The sequence below is a fragment of the Allomuricauda sp. ARW1Y1 genome, from assembly GCF_013407935.1.
Taxonomy (GTDB): domain Bacteria; phylum Bacteroidota; class Bacteroidia; order Flavobacteriales; family Flavobacteriaceae; genus Flagellimonas.
Map to the genome: position 1 here is coordinate 585,422 of NZ_JACBZU010000001.1, position 17,427 is coordinate 602,848.

A 17,427-nucleotide genomic window follows, 5' to 3' on the forward strand; every position below is an offset into this window, starting at 1 on the left:
CCGTTTATTTTGACATTTCTTTTATCGCCTGGACCAACACGTTTTCTACGGTCGGCTTATTGGCAACTATTATTTTGTTTGAATGTTTTTTTGCTTCAGAAGCAGTGGTTTCTCCGATACAGAATAGCGTGCTGTTTCCTACTGAGTTTTCCAAAAGATAGCTTTGGATGCCACTTGGGCTAAAGAACAAAATACCATCAAAATTGCGTTGAAACGCTTTGGAATTCAAATGAGTGCGATACACTTCCAATTCTTTATACTGAACGTTATTTTTTGTCAGTGTTTCAGGAAGTTCATCCCTCCGCTTGTTGCCGCAAAGAAACAAAAAGGATTTTTTTTGATACTTCTCTATGATGATTCTGGCCAAATCCAAGGCGTTTTGGGCCATCTCCAACACTTTCACCCCATTGGTTTCCAAAAGCCCCTTGGTTTTTTCTCCGACGCAAAAGGCAGCGAACCGCGATGCATCTGAATGTCTGGCTTGTTCCAAAAAAGCATTCACTGCGTTTTTGCTCGTAAAAATGTAGTTCACTTGGTCCAAAGGAATTCTCACATCAACCAGCTCGATTTTTAGGGCATCGTACTCCACTAATCCCAAACCGGAATTTAAAAAAAGCTCTTTTTGGGCCAAGCTCAACATTTTAGTGGACAGTATTGTTTTCATTTCTGATTTCCTGCATCAATTTATCACCACCTTTTTGCAATACCTCTTCCGCACTACGTTTACCTAGCCCTTGGGCTTCGGATAGTTTCACCTCTTTTTTGATATCGATTTTCTGCTTCCCATCTAACGAAAAAACAACCCCTTCAAAATAAACCTTTTGGTCTTTTATTTGGGCCAAAGCCCCAATGGGTGCGGTACAACCACCCTCCAAGGTCCGCAAAAATTCACGTTCGATGGTTGTGGATAATTCGGTTTCGGTATGGTTGAGTTGGGATACAGCTTCTTTGGTGAATGCATCTTTTTCCATGGCCACAACGAGCATGGCACCTTGCGCGGGTGCGGGAATCATCCAATCCAGTTGAATGGCATCTTTGGGCAACAATTTGATGCGTTCCAGTCCCGCCTGGGCAAAAATGGCCCCTTGCCAATCATTTTCAATCAATTTTAAGAGACGTGTATTCACATTGCCCCTAAGGTCTACCACGGTATGATGGGGATATTTGTTCAACCATTGGGCCTTTCTCCGCAAACTTCCGGTGGCGATGGTCGCAGGTTGGTCCTGTTCCAAAAAACCAGAACCTTTGTGCACCAATATGTCATGGGTTATGGCGCGCTCCAAAACGGCTACTTGCACAATCCCTTTGGGAAGTTGTGTAGGAACGTCTTTCATGGAATGGACGGCAATGTCAATATCGCCCTTGAGCATGGCCACATCCAAGGTTTTGGTAAATATTCCGGTAACCCCCAATTCGTAAAGCGGCTTGTCTAGCACTTGGTCCCCCATCGATTTGGTAGGCACCAAAATAGTGTCGTACCCGAGCGCTTCCAGTCTTTGTTGTACGGTGGTAGCTTGCCACAGCGCGAGTTCGCTGTCGCGGGTTCCAATGCGGATAATTTTGCTCATTTGGAATGTAGTTCTAGCTGAAAGACCTTTTGTATCAGTTCCAGGCTATCATCGGTATCGACCTCGTTGCTCTTTAGGTGGTTGGCAAACTGCTTGGTGATTTTTTGGATGATACGGTCGGAGATGATTTCCGCTTGTATTTGGTCGAATCCTTCAATTTTTTTGGTCTGAAAGTCGATTTCTTCGGCTTTCATGGTGTTGAGTTTGTCCTTGAGGGCATTGATGACCGGGGCAAATTTTCGGCTTTCCAACCATTTGAGGAAATCCTTTTTCACCTTTTCTATGATGGCTTCCGCTTTGGGAACATATTCTTTTCTCTTGGACAGGGTCTCGTCGGTAATTTGGGAAAGTTGGTCCAAATGCACCAAGGTCACATTGTCCAGTTCCCTTACATCGTCAGAAACGTTTTTGGGCACCGATAGGTCCAAAACCAGCAATGGTTTTTTGGGATGGATAATGGCCTTGGAAACAGTGGGCAATTGAGCCCCCGTGGCCACCACTAAAATATCGGTTTTTCGGATTTCCGTTTGAAGGTCGCCATAATCTTTTACCGTCAATTGGAACTTACCGGCAATGTCTTCCGCCTTCGCACGCGTTCTGTTGATCAAAGTGATATGGGAATTATTGGAGTGCTTCACCAAATTTTCACAGGTGTTCCGTCCAATCTTGCCTGTCCCGAACAATAAAATGTTTTTGTTGGAAATGTCGTCTACATTATCCAAGATATATTTAACCGAGGCAAAGGCAACCGAAGTGGCACCAGAGGAAATTTCTGTTTCGTTTTTGATTCGCTTGCTGGCTTGGATTACCGAATTGCACAAGCGTTCCAGGAAAGGATTGGCCATGTCCTGCTTTTTGGATCGGTAAAACCCTTGCTTTATTTGGCTGATGATTTCAAAGTCGCCCAGAATCTGACTGTCCAGACCAGTGCCCACTTTAAACATATGCGAAATGGCATCATGATTTTTATACACGTAGGCTACTTCCTGAAATTCTTCAACGGTACCAGGGGTTTCGTCGCAGAGCAATTTGATAAGTTGGTAAGGGTGTTGTGCAAAACCGTATAGTTCGGTTCTGTTGCATGTGGAAATAGCCAACAGGCCATCAATTCCAAATTCCTTTGCCTTGCCTAAAATACGGTCAATAGCAGGAACATCCAGACTGAACTTTCCTCTAACCTCTGCATCTGCCTTCTTGTAACTCAACCCAATGGCATAGAAGGAATTATGTTTTGAAATATGGTAGTCCCTCATAAAGGATATAAATCGCAGCACAAAAATAACAGGCTTGTAGGTCAAAAAATAACGCTAGCGGTACTATAAATGACCATCGCTGCCATTTTATGTTTTATTTTTGATAAAAATGATGCTAAGCACTGTTATTATTGATAAATTAGCTTAAGCAATATACAATTTAGAGCGATTCTAAATTAGTCGATAAACAAAATCAGACGAAGAATGAATGTGAAAAATATCGCTAGCGGTTCTTATGATGAAATTTTGGTGGAAGATGGCTTTTACATCCTTAAAATCCAAAACGATACCCAAGAACCAAAACTTATTGAACGGGACATCGACAGCACCTACATCCAGTTTCATTTCTGTTTGAAGGGCAAATCCAAGTTCAACTTCAATGAAGGGAATTACTATTTGGAAGTCAACGAGGAAAACTCGCTCTTGCTTTACAATACTCAGAAAGATTTGCCGCTTGACTTAGTGGTCTCGCCAGGGTCATGGTTGCTTTCCGTGGTGATGACCATTAGAAAGTTCCACGCCCTATTTTCCAACGAAGCGGATTACATTCCTTTTTTGAGCGAGGAAAACAAGGAAAAGAAATACTATTCCCAAGAAATGGTATCGCCTGCCACAGCCGTTGTACTGAGCCAATTGATGAACTACAACCTGCATCCATCGATAAAGAAACTATACCTTAAAGGGAAGGTGTATGAATTGATTTCTCTCTACTTCAACAAAACCGAGGATGCCGATTTGGAACAGTGCCCTTATTTGGCGGATGAAGATAATGTGCGCCGTATCCGGATGGCCAAGGAAATCATGATTTCCCGTATGGCCGAACCGCCGACCTTGGCCGAACTATCACAAGAAGTTGGCTTGAGCCTTAAAAAATTAAAGGAGGGTTTTAAACAGATTTATGGCGACTCCGTTTTTGGATTTTTGTTCGACTATAAAATGGATTATGCCCGAAAAATGCTGGAAACCGGCAAACATAACGTCAACGAAGTGGGATTGAAAGTCGGTTACAGTACTGCCAGTCATTTTATAGCCTCCTTCAAAAAGAAATTCGGCACCACGCCCAAAAAATATTTAACTTCAAACGTCTAAAGGTACCCTTATGAAATTCATATCACTTTTCTTGCTCGCTCTTTGTTTTACGCTTCCCATTATGGCTCAAGACGACCCAACGATGGAGGCAGAGGCGAAAAAAATGCCAGAATTGGTGCTGGTATTTACCAAAACGGAAGGCTACAGGCATAAATCTATTGAAAAAGGGGTCCAAACCTTAAGGGAATTGGGACGGCAAAATGGTTTTATTGCCTTGCAGACGGAGTCGGGTGAGGACTTTACGGTCCAAAATCTAGGTAACTACAAGCTTGTGGTGTTTCTGAATACCACTATGGATGTCTTGGATGCTACACAGCAACGGGCTTTTGAGTCTTACATAAAAAGTGGTGGCGCTTATATGGGTGTTCATGCTGCGGCAGATACCGAATATGACTGGTCTTGGTACGGAAAGTTGGTAGGGGGTTACTTCGATTCCCATCCTAGCAACCCCAATGTCCGAAAAGCGACCATCAATGTGGTCAACAAGTCGCATCCGGCTACGGAACATCTTTCAGATACTTGGATAAGAACCGATGAGTGGTACAATTACAAAACCCTAAGTTCGGAAACTACGGTGTTGCTCAATTTGGATGAAAGCAGCTACGAAGGTGGCACCAATGGCACCAACCATCCGATTGCATGGTATCAGGAATTCGATGGGGGCAGGGCTTTTTACACTGGTGGCGGCCATACCGATGATTCTTATGATGAACCCATGTTCCGTCAACACCTTTTGGGGGCCATCGAATGGTGTTTAAAGCGGAAGTAAGGTCGGTCTTGCAACTATAATTCCAATATTGCTTTTGATGTTTTTGAGGTAATCCGCCAAAGGCAATTCAGAAATTTCCACCTCCCCGTTTTTGCTGGAAGCATGCAATAAATGGAGTCTCCCGTCCGGTTGATGGATGGCAATGCCCGTATGCGTCACGTCCAAACCTTTTATGGAAGTGGTCAGTGCAATAATGTCACCCGATTTAATGAGCTGTTCCTTGCTTTCGATTTGGTCCTTGGGCAAGTAGCAAAGCTTTTCTTTGGCAAGCTCTTTTTCCACCGCAATCATGGCTTCAAAATTCGTATCGTTGGCCAAAAACGGATACAGATCACGATGGGTGCCCATAAAGTTGATGGGTTTTTCCAACGCAACACCACCCAATTCGGCAGTAATATCTTTCACCAAACCTTTTTTCTCGTTGTTCCGAATCCATTCCGTAAAGTAATGCAAACGAGAGGGATAACCTTTTAAATCCCCATTTCTGTACCGAACGGTCTCCAAGTTCTTGGTAAAACTTTCAAAATTGGTCTGTTGACGTTTCAGCATCAAACTAAACGCCATGACATTTTCCACAAAGGTGGTGCAGTCCAGTCCACCAAAATTGATTACCAAGGTTTCCGTATCCCCAACCTCAAGTGTTTTTTCCACATAAGGCGTTCCCAAAAAAGATTGTCCCACCAAGGCAATGGTATCTCCCAGACTCGATGCCCTTGTTTGCTTTAGATCGGCGATTTTATCCTCAAACAAGGATTTGTCCTCAGGAGAACAGGTGATGTGTTGGGCATTGGCGAAGCCTCCCAACATCAAAAGGGCTATGAAAATGCTATTTCTCATTAAAATCGTTTTTATGTTCAACCGATAATCGGGTGGTTCTGGCAATGCTCTCCGGATAGTTGTCCTGTAAATACACAATAAGTTTCTCGCGGAGATGGACCCGTAAATCCCAAGCTGTGGGAGAATCCTTGGCACTTACCAAACATCGGATCTCTACATAATTGGGTTTGGTATCGGTTACTTGTATTACATTCACATTGCCGTCCCACAGGTTGGTATCCTTCAAAATTCGTGTCTGTTCCTCGCGCAGTTGATCAAAAGGGACATTGTAATCTACATAAAGGAATACGGTCCCCATCAGCTCTGAAGAGGTTTTCGTCCAATTCTGAAAGGGTTGGTTGATAAAATAGGGCGTTGGTACGATCAAGCGCCTTTTGTCCCAAATGCTCACTACCACATAGGTCAGGGTAATCTCCTCAATGCGGCCCCATTCACCCTCCACAATGACCACATCATCCAGTTTTATGGGCTGTGCAATGGCAATTTGAATACCTGCTAGAATAGTCCCTATAAATTGCTGAGCAGAAAACCCAATAATGATTCCCGCTACACCTGCCGAGGCAAAAATGCTAATGCCCACTTCGCGGATTTCCTCAAAGCTCATCAGCATAAATCCTGTGGCCAAGAGGATAACAATAAAAATAAAGATCCGTTCCAAAATGGTAAACTGGGTGTAGACCTTTCTGGCCTTTAAATTATCAGCTTCTCCTATGTCGTAATTTTGGATGACCGCTTTTTTAATGATTTTAAGCAGGGCAATCATTACCCATGCCATGGCAAAAATGAAAAGAATGGTACTGATTTTTCTAAACCAGAAACCAGCCTCCGATAGATTTAGAATGTCCCGCAGTGCTTTCATGCGAAGCAAGACGGAGAGAAAAATGAGAATCAATGGAAATGCCAGCCGTTTAAAAGCTGTTTTGGGCAATAAATAGTTAGGGTTTTTTCCCAGTCGTTTCAGGACTACGGAAGTGACCCAATAAAGTATCACGAGCACAACAAGGGTCACACCTAAATAAATCAGGGATTCTTTGGAAACATTGTCGTAGAAAGACTCCATATCTCCAAAAATAAGATAGAATGGTCAAGAAAGGAAGAATGGTTAAACAAAATCGAGAAACATTATTTAGTCATAAGAAAGAATTTGGATGTGAAAAAGGTCAAGTCCACTTCGTGTTGTATTTTAGCGACCTAAACGAATAAGCCGTGAAAAAAGGAGTTTTATTGGTCAACTTGGGATCTCCGGATAGCCCAACCGCAAAGGATGTAAAGCCGTATTTGGATGAATTTTTGATGGATGAACGCGTCATCGATGTGAATCCTGTGTTGAGGAACATCATCGTGCGAGGCATCATTTTGAATTTCCGTCCCAAAAAATCGGCCGAGGCCTATTCCAAAATTTGGTGGGAAGAAGGTTCTCCCCTCATTATTCTGTCCAAACGTTTCACGGAAAAAGTACAAAAGCACACCGACCTTCCCATTGCACTGGGGATGCGCTATGGCTCCATGTCCATCAAGGAAGGATTGCAGGAATTGAAGGATAAGGGCGTTGATGAGGTTTTTTTGGTGCCATTGTATCCGCACTATGCCATGTCATCCTACGAAACCGTGGTGGTAAAGGCACTGGAGGTGCAACAAAAGGACTTTCCTGAGATGCACTTAACAACCCTTCCCGCTTTTTACAGCAACCCGGATTACATCAAAGTACTATCCAAAAGTATTGCTGAAGGCTTAAAGGATTTTGATTACGAACATATCTTGTTTTCGTATCACGGAATTCCCGAAAGGCATATCCGAAAATCGGACCCTACCAAGTTCCATTGTAAACTGGATGGCCAATGTTGCAAGACCAATTCCGTGGCTCACCATACCTGTTACCGTCACCAGTGCTACGATACTACCGAGTTGGTCATCAAAGAGCTTGGGCTTCCAAAAGATAAGGTCAGCACTTCGTTCCAATCCAGATTGGGGAGCGATCCATGGTTGCAACCCTTTACGGATAAAGAGTTTGAACGTTTGGGTCACGAAGGCATCAAAAAATTGGCAGTGATCACCCCTGCGTTTGTGAGTGATTGCTTGGAGACCTTGGAGGAAATCGCCATGGAAGGACAGGAGCAGTTCGAAGAAGCCGGTGGAGAACATTATAAACATGTTCCTTGTTTGAACGACCGCGACGATTGGGCCGAACTGATGGCCAACTGGATCAAGGATTGGGAAGAAAAAGGAGCATTGCCCGAAACCCATATCCGATAAATTCCGTAAGAAGAATAAAAGAATTGCTATGAAAATTGAAATCTTGGAGCAAGAACTCCAACCTCTTCGGGAACAACTCAAGAACCACCCGCTATACGCCCAATTGGAAACTATTGAGGACATCAAGACCTTTATGGAGAGCCACGTGTATGCCGTTTGGGATTTTATGTCACTTTTAAAGGCGCTTCAGAAGCACCTTACCTGTGTTGGTTTGCCTTGGCATCCCGCAACGGATACTGCTGTAGCCCGATTCATCAATGAGATTGTGTTGGAGGAGGAGAGCGACTTTAATGAAAAAGGAGAGGTCAAAAGTCATTTTGAAATGTACTTGGATGCCATGAAAGAAGTAGGTGCAGACACCCAAAAAGTGGAAGCAACAATTTCTTCGTTTACGCATTTGGCAACGATATCTGCCCAAATTGAGAAGGCTGACCTCAATGAAGCAGAAAGAGACTTTCTTCAGTTCACTTTTAAGGTCATCAATACCCAACAACCGCATATCATCGCAGCTGCTTTTACTTTTGGTCGCGAAGACTTGATTCCCGATATGTTTTTGGGCATTATCGAACAATCGGGCGAACAGGGCGCTAGCCAATACAAGAAACTGGAGTACTACCTGAAAAGGCACATCGAGTTGGATGGGGACGAGCATGGACCTTTAGCGCTACGCATGATCAAGGCGCTTTGTGGTTCCGATGACCAAAAATGGAACGATGTTCTGGAGTACAGCAAACAGGCATTGCACTATCGAATAGCGCTTTGGAACAGTATTGCTGAAAAACTGAAGGAGAACAAAGGTAATTTGGTGAATGCGTTGTAGTTTTGAAACAACTATAGCATTCACCTTATTGTAAACCCAAAGAATACCCGCTGGCATGGCCAAAATAACCTCCGATGAACTGGGACAGGAACCCATTGGAAAATTACTGATCAAACAAGCTGTACCCGCTTCCATCGGTATTTTGGTGATGTCCCTGAACGTGCTTGTGGATTCCATTTTTGTCGGAAATTGGATCGGGCCCATAGCCATCGCTGCTATCAATGTAGTGCTGCCGGTATCCTTTTTTATTGCCGCCCTTGGAATGGCCATCGGTATTGGAGGTTCCAGTATCATTTCCCGTGCACTTGGTGCCAACAACCGCGAAAAAGCCCTAAAAACCTTCGGTAACCAGATTACCTTGACCTTATTGGTAACCATTACCATGGTGGCCCTCGGGCTCTACTTTGTGGATAGCCTTATCCCGGCTTTTGGGGGTAAAGGTTCCATTTTTGGACCTGCGAAAATTTACTACACTATCATTTTGTACGGAGTTCCCTTCTTGGCGCTCTGTATGATGGGAAATTCGGTCATCCGTGCCGAGGGCAAACCTCGCTTTGCCATGATTGCCATGATCATCCCATCCGTTGGGAACCTGTTGATGGACTACATCTTTATTTATGTGTTCGATTGGGGCATGCACGGGGCCGCTTGGGCGACTACGGTGGGCTATTTGCTTTGTTTCTTTTACGTATTCTATTTTTTCCTGTCCGACAACTCCGAACTTAAGATAGATGTTTCCCATTTTGGATTGGACCGCCCCATCCTCCGTGAAATCGGTTCCTTGGGATTTGTGACCTTGGCCCGTCAAGCCGTGACCAGTATTGTCTATTTGTTGATGAACAATATATTGTTCAATCTGGGCGGGGAGGCCATGGTGGCGGTGTACGCCATTATCGGCAGGATGTTGATGTTTGCCCTGTTCCCCGTTTTTGGGGTCACTCAGGGGTTTTTGCCCATCGCGGGCTATAACTATGGTGCTGTCAAATACGATCGGGTGAAGGAATCCATCTACACCGCCATTAAATATGCGGCCTTGGTCGCAACCTTGGTCTTTATAGTGCTGATGGTCTTCCCGTCCGAAATCGCCTCCCTGTTTTTGAGCAATCGACCAGAATTGTCCGCAGAAGAAATCGCCACCAACAATTTTGTGCTTGCACATACACCTTTGGCCATGCGCTTGGTCTTTGCCGCAACCCCAATCATTGCCATTCAGTTGATCGGGGCAGCTTATTTTCAGGCCATTGGGAAAGCTACTCCCGCCCTATTATTGACCTTGACCCGTCAAGGCTTCTTTTTTATCCCTTTGATTTTGGTACTGCCCAAATTTATGGGTGAAATAGGCGTATGGCTTTCGTTTTGTATTGCAGATGTGCTATCGACCATCGTAACCGGCTTCTTTCTTCAAAAGGAAATCAAGAGCGAACTCTCCTAAACCCCTTAATTTTGATTTAGAATGTTTAATTTGGGTGGCCTAACTAAACATCCATGAAAAATAGTATTCTAGCGGGCTTAGTTGCTGTTTTAGCAATCGCTTGTGCAGAAAAACCTCAAGAAAAACCCATGTACACCCTATTTGTTGGCACCTATACCGATGGTGATAGTGAAGGCATTTATACGTATTCCTTTGATGCGAATACAGGGGAGCTTTCCAACCAAAAACTGGCGGCGAAGTTGACCAATCCCTCCTATTTGGCCATTTCGGAGGATAAAAAGAACCTTTACGCCGTTCAGGAAACTGCCGATTTTGATAGTTTGGGCGGAGGCGTTACCGCGTTTCGTTTGGAAAACGGAGCGCTAGAGCTTCAAAATAGCAGAGGAACCCAAGGGGCGCACCCCTGTCATGTGTCACTTTCGGGTGAGGGCCAATTGGCCGTAGCGAACTATACGGGAGGCAATGTTTCCATTTTCGCCCTCAATGAAGATGGCTCGCTGGCCGAGAATCCGCAAGTAATCGACCACAAGCCATTGGATTCCGTTAAGACATCACATGCGCATATGGCTCAATTCACTCCAGAAGGCCTGATGGTGACCGATTTAGGGCTGGATGCTGTTAAGCGCTATCAGAAAGAAGAGGACAAGTTTACTCCAGCTGAACAATTCTCCCTGACCTTTAAAGATGGGGCAGGCCCCCGCCATTTTACCTTTGGTAAAGGCGGACAATTGCTGTATGTCATCAACGAGTTGAACAGCACCATTTCCGTTTTTGAAAAGGATACTCAGGGTGATTATCAAGAAGTTCAAGTAGTGCCAACCTTGGCTGCGGATTTTGATGGGGAAAGCTTTTGTGCCGACATTCACCTCTCCCCGGATGGCAAGTTTTTGTATGGATCCAACCGAGGAGAAAATACCATAGTTATTTTTAAAGTGGATCAAGATTCAGGTCGATTGGATTTGGTTGGTAGGGAGTCGGTCCGCGGTGATTGGCCTCGAAACTTTTCCATGGACCCCACAGGCGAGTTTTTATTGGTAGCGAATAAAAAGACCAGCAATATTGTGGTGTTCAAAAGAGACTTGGAAATGGGTACGTTGACTTTTTTGAACGAAACCAGTCATCCCAATCCTGTTTGTTTGGTGTTTGAGTAAAGCTGGTCACATTGAGTGGAAAAGCGAAGCGTTTTTGAATCGAGATGCTGTTGTTTTAAGTTCTCGATATAATTTCCTTCGGAAATCACTCGAACTGACTCCTTATTATTTTTTAGAAAGCAACACAATCACACCAATTACGGCTATCACCGCTAGGACGGTAAAGAAAATTTTCCAAAAACTATAAGGTCGTGTGCCGGATATCTGTCCGTTCTCTCCATTAATGAAAAAATTGTACTCCTTACCACTATATCGATAAGCACTCACGTAAACCGGCAACAAAATATGCTTAAACGTTTCCTCGGACAGTTTCATGTCCATGGAAAGTACGCGTTGGGTGTCCCCGCCAATATCGCGCCTACACCAGGTTTCGGCAATATCTCTGGCCACTTCTTTGGATTGCAGGTGACCGTCATTGAGCGGGATGGTATATTTTTCGGTTACAAATCCTGATAAAAATCCACTGTTGAACGGTTGGAGCTTTTTCAAATCCCAAAAGGCGATTTTACTTGGGATTCTTCCCGCCTTTTGATGTGATGCTTTGATGAGCGTATCGTCCACAAAACCGGAAACCTGACCGGCTGCTGGATACCATCTTGTTTTCCGAACCCTTTTGGTTACCATTTTGCCATTGGAATCGCGAACCCTTTTGGTCTCATAATAATACTCTCCCCGTTGGCCGGTGTAGGAAGCGTAAAGCTGCGCATCAAAGGTCCAGTAGGGCAAATACAGACCTTTGGTGAATTGAGGGTCCAGTGCCGCCTTTTTTAGATTGTTGGGAGCGAACCACAATCCTTGTACCCATTTCTTAAAAATGGCAAAAGATTGCTTTTTGTCGATTTGGAAGGGAAGAACGGCGCCAGGTAAAATCCATTTTTCGGTATAGGCATCGGCAACTACCAAGGGTTGACCGCAATATACACAATGAAGGGACTTATAATTTTCCTCCACATGCTGATCGGCACCACAATTTTTGCAATGCAGCATGGAAATTTCCTCGCTGTGCCTTTGGGCGCCCATTTCCTTAAGGAAAGGGTACAGTTCCAATTCCTCGAACCCGTTGTCATCCAAGGCAATGGTCTCCATGTGGCCGCAATATTCGCAGCTTATCTGGGTAGTGCCAGGCTTGTATTTAAGCTCTGCACCACAATTGACACAGGCTTTTTTGAGTTCGGTCTTTTGGATTTTTTGCTCTTCCATAGATTCATTCCCGCGAAGGCGAAAATCTTGATTATTTTTTTGGATTCCTGTTTTCACAGGAATGACAAGGTAATTGGTACTTTTGTTGTCATTTCGAAGGAGTTCACGACTGAGAAATCTCAGTGTTCAATTGAGATTTCTCAGTCGTTGCTTTGCAACTCATTTCGAAATGCCAATAAAAAGATTACTCCGTTGGTAATGGTGGCGGCGTGTTGCCTCCCAAGAACGATTTCAATTCCTCAATCTCTTTCAAAGCGGTCCATGCGGACATTCCCTGTTTCCACACCAAACTATCGCGGTTGATGGTGCGAGAGGCAAACAAAGACTGCATCTGCTCAAAGGTAACAGGCCCATGCTGCACCCCATTGGAGGCATAGTAGTACATGGTGGGTGTTGGCATTGGAGGAGGAACAGCACCTCCCCTCGGTTGTGCAACCTGTTGTGGAGCGGCTTGTGCGTTTCCGCCCATCATGCCGCCCATTTGTTGGGCCAGCACAAATCCCATACCCATACCCATTCCGGCACCAGCGGTCCCGCCTTCGTTCTGTGCGGCAGCCTCGATGGCCTTCGCCGTCTTGAATTTGGTCAGTTTGTCCAAGTCCAATTTATCGATACGGCTGTACTCGAAGATTTCCTTTTTGAGGTCTTCGGGCATGGAAACGTTCTCGATATAGAATTTTTCCAAGGAAATGCCTACACTTTCGAACTCAGGCGACATCACCTCGCGACAAGTGTCCGAAAGCTCGGTGGTGTTTGCTGCATAAAGCTCGATGGGAAGATTGGCTTGGCCAACGGTATTGGTAAAACGGGTGGCGATCAAACTTTTGAGGTGCTCGTTGATTTCAAAATTGGTAAAGTTGCTGTCTGTACCAACGATATCCTTGATAAATTTTCCAGCATCGGAAATTTTGAAGGCATAGGTGCCAAAAGCCCTTATTTCCACTAGACCAAAGCGGTCATCACTCAAGGTGATTGGGCTCTTTGTCCCCCACTTTTCATCGGTAAAAAGATGGGTGTTCACAAAGTACACTTCGGCTTTGAACGGAGAGTTAAATCCATACTTCCACCCTTTTAGGGTCGCCAAGATAGGCAGGTTTTGTGTGGTGAGGTCGTAGGTGCCGGGCCCGAATACATCGGCCAATTGACCTTCGTTAATGAAAACGGCTGTCTGTCCCTCACGAACAATGAGCTTGGCCCCGTTCTTTATTTCATTCTGATATCGCTCGAAGCGATGGGCAATGGTGTCGTCGGTGTAATCCAACCACTCGACAATATCAATAAACTCGTTGCTGAGTTTTTCCTTTATTTTTCCAAAAATATCCATGGGTATAGTGTTTAGTTGTTATCTCCTTAAAACTATAAAAAATGATGAAAGCTTGTCATTCATTTGTAGAAAAAGTAACAATAATGTTACAAACTGCTCAACTTAAATTATTTTTAGGTCACTATGGATAAAAATGTACTTGGGACACCGTTAATCTCCTGCTGTTTGGAACCCAAAACGGGCTATTATCGGGATGGATTCTGTAATACAGGTATCGACGATACAGGAAAACACGTGGTGTGCGCCATTATGACGAACGAGTTTTTACAGTTCTCAAAAAGCAAAGGGAACGATTTGATAACACCCATGCCCTTTTATCAATTTCCAGGCTTGAAAGCTGGGGACAAATGGTGCCTCTGTGCCTCACGTTGGAAAGAGGCCTATTTGGAGGGAGTTGCGCCACCTGTGGTATTGGAAGCTACCCATGAGAAAGCGCTCAAATATGTTTCGTTCGAGTCGTTATTGGAGCATAAAGCGTAGGAGGAAGTCCTCTGGTATCCTAATTTTTATTCACCCGGTACGTGATGTTCCTGTTGGTGATTACGGTAGCTATCACCGTGAGGGAGACATCGGCTTCATCGCAAAGTACACTGTTGTCCACAAACTCCATGCTACAAAGTGAGGGTGTAGAGGACCCGGAGCCATCCATGCGTTCGCCGATAACAATATCTGTGGCCAAACTACTGTCCAAAGGAGAATTTGGAGGGGCTACGGCATATACTGTGGAACTTCCGTTGGCGGTGTAGGTTACTTCCCCGGTAGCTTCGTTATAAGCTACGGAATACGGATTGTTTCCGCTCAAAAAATTCCCAAAATCTTGGGTAAAGGTTTCGGTAAGGCTGGTTACGGAGTTGACCACGTCAATTTCCAATCCCATCTCATTGGGCCTAAAGTGATAGATTCTAAAATTACCTGCAGTAACAATATCAGCTTGACTTTCTTGATCTTGATATTCGAAAGAGACTTCAAAACTGGTAAAATTAAAAATACCTGCAGTATTGGGTACCACGATATCAAAACCGGTGGAACCTCCTGAACCAGTGGGGAAGTGAATTCCACAACCTGTTTGTGCTGCATTGGGGTTGACAGAGGTGGCGTTGGGGCCAATGGTAGCTGTGGTAATGGTCGGAGTATCAAAATCAAAGCGGGAAACTACTTCGCTGGGTGATCCATCGTCGCAAACCCGATAGGTAAAGCTATCTGTTCCAATAAAACCTGCATTTGGGGTGTAGTCAAAACTACCATCGCTGTTCAGGTTCAAAACACCATTGGCCACATTAGCCACGGGCGTAGTTTGCACACTCATGGTAGCATTTCCGTTAGCATCTGAGTCATTTTGGAGCAAACCGTTGGATGCTGCGACGTTCAAAGTGCTGTTAAGTCCTGCCGTGTAGCTATCATCCGCTGCAACTGGTGCCGCTTTTTGGGCATGAAGCATAGCTGGAGTTATAAAGAATATAGCTAAAAGGGCTACTTTAAATGAAAATTGATTGAGGTTTATACTTTCCATACCTTTTCGAAACTAGTCCATGGAAAAGGAGATGTGAAATTAATGTTGTGACTGTTAAAAAAACAGAGGTGACAGTACACTTTTTAGGTATTAATATCCCGCAAGCCCATTAATTTGTGGAGAAACGCTGTAAGAGAAGACTGTCAAAACCTTGTTGTTGTGGAAGCTAATGTGTCCCTTTTTAGCCTTATTTGAAGGTTCTGTTGGAGCTTCCATCAAGTTTGGTTCCCATCCACTTCGCGACCCAATTTTCCAAGATAGCTCCGAAGGCCCGATTATTGACCTTTTACAACGCTAACCGTCACTAACAACTGACCCACATGACGTTGGCTATGTTCGGAAGCATGGAAAAGCAATCCGATCAGCGTTGTGGGCAGCTTTTTGCGGCCCACAAAACGTTCGTCGGTCAGGGTGTTTTCTGGAATGGTCTTGAAATAGGCCAAAGCTTCATTCACTTTGTCCTCCAATGCCGAAATCAATTGTTCGCTGGTAGGTGCTCCTTCACCATTCCCTTCATTTTTCAGGAATTCGAACTGTTCCTCCGTCAAGGACTCTTGTTTGGCATAAGTTAGTAATCGGTCCAGTACCCCGGTCATGTGCCTAAGGTGGAATCCTACCGAAGCCCTGCCATAGGCTTTTTCCCAAAGTTGCTCTTCCGGGAACTCAGCCAAATATTCCTTTACTTCCCGCACGGACTGTAGCAAGGCATGTGCTGCTGGCTGTAAGAGTGCAGGGACATGGAGCACGGGACCGCTTAACCAATATTCCAAGGTGGAGGACATAGCAATTATTTAAAAGTCTCGATAATCTCCAGCCAAAAACTGATTGGCCTTCTCCTCTTTGAATTGCGCCGTTTCCGCATCCCAATGAAGCGTTTCTCCTGGGAAACGCCCTGCAATGGTTCCCAATAAAATAGTTTCCGTCAAACGGGCGGCATAATCAAAAGGCGCGGTTGTGGTATCCTTGCCCAAGCAGGCATCCACAAACTGGTGGTAGTGCTTTGGTCCTTCTGTGCCATAATTACGGATGGGTTCGCCCAAATTATGCTCCTCGGATACTTTTGCAATCTCCTTGGAAATGTCCACATATTTACCGCGCACGATCTTTTTGGGCAATTGCATAAAGTGGGGCAGCAACAATCGACCTTTGGTTCCCACGAACATAGCACCTTGTTCTGGCAGTTCGTTTTCTCCTGCGACTCCTGCGTCCAAGGAGATACTGTTACCGTCACTTTTTTTGGCAGCAGCGTTGTCCTTTTTCATTTCCATTCCGGGCAACATCAGGTCTTCGTGCATTTCTGGTGCACCCGGGCCATCGTACCAAATCCATTTTAAGGACTTTCCTGTGTACTTGGTGCCAGGGAATTCATAGGTGACCGTATTTTTTTCCGGGAAACCAAATCCGTTGGGAGGGCGGCATTCCGTCATAATGGTTCTGGGTACATCAAGCTCCAACGCATTATAAGGCGTATCAAAAATATGGACTCCCATATCGCCCAAGGTACCACAGCCGTAATCCATCAATTTTCTCCAGTTCCCTGGGTGGTACATATCCTTTTTATAAGGTCGTTTGGTGGAAGTGCCCAACCAAAGGTTCCAATCCAATTGCTCTGGAACGGGATCTTCGCCTTCGGGCAATGGTCCATCATACCCCCAATTTTTGGGCGACCATGCATGTACCGTATGAACTTTACCGATGATTCCGGACTGAATCAAAAGTGTGGCCAATTTATAATCGTAAAAGGAGTGCACCTGAATCCCCATTTGCGTCACCAAACCTTTCTCGGCGGCCACTCGTTTCATTTCCCTGGATTCGGAAACATAGTGGGTGAGTGGTTTTTGACAGTACACAGGCTTGTCCATGTTCATTGCCATCAACGAAGCGGGTGCATGCGTATGATCGGGTGTGGAGACAATAACCGCATCGATTTCATCTCCCATTTCTTCCAGCATGACACGGTAATCAAAAAAGATACGTGCCCCGGGATGCATTTTGTGTGCCGCTGATAGGTTGATGGCATCCACATCACAAAGAGCGATAACTTCAACCGCTTCATGGGAGGATACGGCCTTGAGGTCCTCCATGCCCATGTTTCCTACGCCAATATGTGCCGTTCTTAGTTTGTCTTTGGGGAATCCTGCCTTAAGAATGGAAGGCGCCAACATAATTCCCAGTGCTCCCACACTACTCTTTTTGATAAATTCTCTTTTGTTCATGGTCT

General features: G+C 44.8%; 17 protein-coding genes. 7 read left to right on the forward strand and 10 right to left on the reverse strand.

Annotation, left to right across the window (positions count from 1 at the left end; genetic code table 11):
* Positions 1 to 4 precede the first annotated feature (4 nt).
* From GGE08_RS02650 to hemA, 3 genes are read right to left on the reverse strand one after another with little or no spacing between them, the layout of a single operon-like run.
* Positions 5 to 664 carry a uroporphyrinogen-III synthase gene (locus GGE08_RS02650; RefSeq protein ID WP_179383348.1) on the reverse strand — a complete coding sequence of 220 codons (660 nt, stop codon included), beginning with the start codon at positions 662 to 664 and terminating at the stop codon, positions 5 to 7.
* Complete coding sequence (gene hemC, locus GGE08_RS02655) at positions 642 to 1,568, reverse strand: hydroxymethylbilane synthase (RefSeq protein WP_179383349.1); 927 nt, start codon at positions 1,566 to 1,568, stop codon at positions 642 to 644. Before hemC ends, GGE08_RS02650 begins: the two co-directional genes overlap by 23 nt.
* On the reverse strand, positions 1,565 to 2,821 hold the full coding sequence (gene hemA / locus GGE08_RS02660; protein WP_179383750.1) for a glutamyl-tRNA reductase: 1,257 nt from the start codon (positions 2,819 to 2,821) through the stop codon (positions 1,565 to 1,567). Before hemA ends, hemC begins: the two co-directional genes overlap by 4 nt.
* 204 nt (positions 2,822 to 3,025) lie before the next feature.
* Between hemA and GGE08_RS02665 the strand changes: the two genes are divergently transcribed.
* Both GGE08_RS02665 and GGE08_RS02670 read left to right on the forward strand, forming a co-directional pair.
* Positions 3,026 to 3,910 carry an AraC family transcriptional regulator gene (locus GGE08_RS02665; RefSeq protein WP_179383350.1) on the forward strand — a complete coding sequence of 295 codons (885 nt, stop codon included), beginning with the start codon at positions 3,026 to 3,028 and terminating at the stop codon, positions 3,908 to 3,910.
* Positions 3,911 to 3,920: 10 nt separating this feature from the next.
* Positions 3,921 to 4,679 carry a ThuA domain-containing protein gene (locus tag GGE08_RS02670; RefSeq protein ID WP_179383351.1) on the forward strand — a complete coding sequence of 253 codons (759 nt, stop codon included), beginning with the start codon at positions 3,921 to 3,923 and terminating at the stop codon, positions 4,677 to 4,679.
* On the opposite strand, the gene GGE08_RS02675 is transcribed toward GGE08_RS02670, so the two are convergent.
* Together GGE08_RS02675 and GGE08_RS02680 are read right to left on the reverse strand one after the other, a co-directional pair.
* Entirely contained in the window at positions 4,665 to 5,516 is an 852-nt protein-coding gene (locus tag GGE08_RS02675) for an N-acetylmuramoyl-L-alanine amidase-like domain-containing protein (protein WP_179383352.1), read from the reverse strand. The two genes, GGE08_RS02670 and GGE08_RS02675, sit on opposite strands and share 15 nt — an antisense overlap.
* The gene (locus GGE08_RS02680; RefSeq protein ID WP_179383353.1) at positions 5,506 to 6,576 is read right to left on the reverse strand and encodes a mechanosensitive ion channel family protein; all 1,071 of its coding nucleotides are present in this window, start codon (positions 6,574 to 6,576) and stop codon (positions 5,506 to 5,508) included. The genes GGE08_RS02675 and GGE08_RS02680 overlap by 11 nt, the downstream gene beginning before the upstream one ends.
* Before the next feature lie 146 nt (positions 6,577 to 6,722).
* Between GGE08_RS02680 and hemH the strand changes: the two genes are divergently transcribed.
* The 4 genes from hemH to GGE08_RS02700 are packed head-to-tail and all read left to right on the forward strand — an operon-like array spanning position 6,723 to position 11,172.
* On the forward strand, positions 6,723 to 7,769 hold the full coding sequence (gene hemH, locus GGE08_RS02685; RefSeq protein ID WP_179383354.1) for a ferrochelatase: 1,047 nt from the start codon (positions 6,723 to 6,725) through the stop codon (positions 7,767 to 7,769).
* A gap of 28 nt (positions 7,770 to 7,797) precedes the next feature.
* The gene (locus GGE08_RS02690) at positions 7,798 to 8,589 is read left to right on the forward strand and encodes a DUF3050 domain-containing protein (RefSeq protein WP_179383355.1); all 792 of its coding nucleotides are present in this window, start codon (positions 7,798 to 7,800) and stop codon (positions 8,587 to 8,589) included.
* Between the two features lie 55 nt (positions 8,590 to 8,644).
* Positions 8,645 to 10,021 (forward strand): MATE family efflux transporter, encoded by a 1,377-nt coding sequence (locus GGE08_RS02695; protein ID WP_179383356.1) that lies wholly within the window; start codon positions 8,645 to 8,647, stop codon positions 10,019 to 10,021.
* 53 nt (positions 10,022 to 10,074) lie between these two features.
* The gene (locus tag GGE08_RS02700; RefSeq protein WP_179383357.1) at positions 10,075 to 11,172 is read left to right on the forward strand and encodes a lactonase family protein; all 1,098 of its coding nucleotides are present in this window, start codon (positions 10,075 to 10,077) and stop codon (positions 11,170 to 11,172) included.
* Positions 11,173 to 11,277: 105 nt separating this feature from the next.
* On the opposite strand, the gene GGE08_RS02705 is transcribed toward GGE08_RS02700, so the two are convergent.
* Both GGE08_RS02705 and GGE08_RS02710 read right to left on the reverse strand, forming a co-directional pair.
* Entirely contained in the window at positions 11,278 to 12,372 is a 1,095-nt protein-coding gene (locus GGE08_RS02705; protein ID WP_179383751.1) for a DNA helicase PriA, read from the reverse strand.
* A gap of 184 nt (positions 12,373 to 12,556) precedes the next feature.
* Positions 12,557 to 13,696, reverse strand: coding sequence for an SPFH domain-containing protein (locus GGE08_RS02710; protein WP_179383358.1), 1,140 nt, complete (start codon positions 13,694 to 13,696; stop codon positions 12,557 to 12,559).
* Positions 13,697 to 13,819: 123 nt separating this feature from the next.
* Between GGE08_RS02710 and GGE08_RS02715 the strand changes: the two genes are divergently transcribed.
* On the forward strand, positions 13,820 to 14,176 hold the full coding sequence (locus tag GGE08_RS02715) for a DUF2237 family protein (RefSeq protein WP_179383359.1): 357 nt from the start codon (positions 13,820 to 13,822) through the stop codon (positions 14,174 to 14,176).
* Positions 14,177 to 14,195: 19 nt separating this feature from the next.
* Here GGE08_RS02715 and GGE08_RS02720 read toward each other — a convergent pair whose 3' ends face one another.
* The 3 genes from GGE08_RS02720 to GGE08_RS02730 form a co-directional block, all read right to left on the reverse strand.
* A complete protein-coding gene (locus tag GGE08_RS02720) occupies positions 14,196 to 15,134 on the reverse strand; it encodes an Ig-like domain-containing protein (RefSeq protein WP_179383360.1) in 939 nt (312 codons plus the stop codon).
* A gap of 347 nt (positions 15,135 to 15,481) precedes the next feature.
* Positions 15,482 to 15,988, reverse strand: a complete 507-nt coding sequence (locus GGE08_RS02725) for a DinB family protein (RefSeq protein WP_179383361.1) — start codon at positions 15,986 to 15,988, stop codon at positions 15,482 to 15,484.
* A gap of 9 nt (positions 15,989 to 15,997) precedes the next feature.
* Positions 15,998 to 17,422 carry a Gfo/Idh/MocA family protein gene (locus GGE08_RS02730; RefSeq protein WP_179383362.1) on the reverse strand — a complete coding sequence of 475 codons (1,425 nt, stop codon included), beginning with the start codon at positions 17,420 to 17,422 and terminating at the stop codon, positions 15,998 to 16,000.
* Between the last annotated feature and the right edge of the window lie 5 nt (positions 17,423 to 17,427).